The sequence below is a fragment of the Sodalis-like endosymbiont of Proechinophthirus fluctus genome, assembly GCF_001602625.1.
Lineage (GTDB): Bacteria > Pseudomonadota > Gammaproteobacteria > Enterobacterales > Enterobacteriaceae.
In genome coordinates this window covers 13,609-15,599 of sequence record NZ_LECR01000040.1, presented here as the reverse complement: position 1 = coordinate 15,599, position 1,991 = coordinate 13,609, and the positions used below count along the sequence as shown (strand labels likewise).

General features: G+C 46.8%; 2 protein-coding genes. Both read left to right on the top strand.

Going from position 1 to position 1,991, the window contains the following annotated elements:
- Window positions 1–628 (top strand): flagellar hook assembly protein FlgD (locus BG74_RS04440; protein ID WP_187202611.1); only part of this gene is annotated, 628 nt, incomplete at its 5' end.
- Between the two features lie 51 nt (window positions 629–679).
- On the top strand, window positions 680–1,918 hold the full coding sequence (gene flgE, locus BG74_RS04435) for a flagellar hook protein FlgE (protein ID WP_066596882.1): 1,239 nt from the start codon (window positions 680–682) through the stop codon (window positions 1,916–1,918).
- The last annotated feature ends 73 nt before the right edge of the window (window positions 1,919–1,991 follow it).

Genomic DNA, 1,991 nt, shown 5'->3' with positions numbered 1-1,991 from the left:
CGCTCAGTCCGAGGGTACCCAGGAGTTGATGGATAATTTTCTGCAAGTTATGCTGGCTCAGATAAAAAACCAAGATCCCACCAATCCCATGGACAACAACCAGCTAGCCTCACAAATGGCACAGATGCACGTCGCCATCGGGGTAGAGACATTAAATAACACCGTGCTGGGCATGGGAGGCATGGTCAATAGCGTGCAGGCGGTCAATTTGTCCAATTGGGTGGGTCGTACCGTGCTTATTATCGGTAAGCCTTCTGTTTCGTTTGAGGGGCAGACGGCTTATGGTTTTGAATTGCCCAGCGGCGCGGATGAGGTTAGGGTGATCTTCACCGATGAGCAAGGAAAAACCTATACGCAAGAATACAAAGATGTGAAACCTGGCGCCTATAAATTAGATATCAGCAAGGCGCAAACGACACCGCCGATCGCTCCTACTCCTCTTGATGATGAGAAAGACAAACACTATGATGTTAGCATTGAAACTAAAAATAAAGATGAAAGCCGTCCGACGGTAAATGCCCTTAAGGCCGCTAAAGTCGAAAATGTATTTTTCAGCAACGGCAGCGCGAAATTGACGTTGGGGCTGGACGGCGTTATTTATCTTAAAGATATCATATTGGTTGAATAGTTAATCTATGCATCCAATACCACTGTATTTCACCTAAATAGGAATATCACTATGGGATTTGCTCAGGGAGTCAGCGGCCTTAACGCCGCAGCGCAGGCGCTGGATGTAATCAGTAATAATATCGCCAACGCGCAAACTGTCGGATTTAAATCATCGTCGGCTTCTTTTTCCGATATGTTTTCGGGATCTATGATAGGACTCGGGGTACAATTGGCAGGGGTGCAGCAAAGCTTCAATAACGGCATGATGATTGCGGGTACAGGTAATATCAATATGGCCATCATGGGAAGCGGTTTTTTTCGTCTCGCGGATAATGGCGGGAAAATTTACTACAGCCGCAATGGCGAGTTCGCTCTTAATAAATATGGAGAAATCGTCAATAAACAAGGTAAACATCTGACCGGCTATAAAGCCACCGGCACGCCTCCAATGATTTCAGGCGGCACGCCTTTAGAAAATATTACCGTGCCAGATACGCCGATGCCAGGAGCCGTATCTACAGAAGGCAGTTTGGGCGACAATCTTCCATCAAACGCTGAACCGCCGGAAGTCGGGGAATTCGATATTAAAGAACCTAAAAGTTATAATTACTCAACGCAGTTTACGGCCTATGATAGCTTGGGTAATCCGCATAACATCAAGATTTTTTATATTAAGGGAAAAGAGAACGGTCAGTGGACAGTAAAATGTTATGACGAAACTGCACCTACATTAATAGATCTCAATAATCCAGATAAAAATCCTAAGATATTTAGTAAAGATATCACTTTTGACGCGTACGGTAATCTTTATAAAGATAACACGCCAAAACTCCCCATTGAAAGCGCAAAACTCAACGGGGCTAATGAATTAAATTTTGACATTACGCTCTTCGGTCTGACACAGCAGGGCACCGAATGGATACAGAGTTTACCCCAGACTAATGGTCATGCGGTGGGTAAGTTCAACGGCTATTCTATCGGCGATAACGGGGAGATTATCACAAGATACAGTAATCAACTGACGCAATTGATAGCGCAGGTAGTGATGGCCGATTTCACCAACACAGGCGGTTTGCAGCCCACCGGCGATAACTGCTGGATAGAAACCGGCGCCTCCGGCTCACCGCTTATCGGCACCTCCGGCACTGGTAGCTTTGGCGTCATCAGGGGCAAGATGCTGGAAGCTTCGAATGTGGATATGAGTAATGAGCTGGTCAAAATGATGACCCAGCAGCGCAACTATCAATCCAACGCCCAGACGATTAAAACCCAGGATCAGCTGCTGCAAACGCTGGTCAGTATGCGCTGAGGATAATGTGCCATGGATCGCGCGATATATACTGCCATGGGCGCGGCCTCCGCCGCGCTGACACAACAGAGCG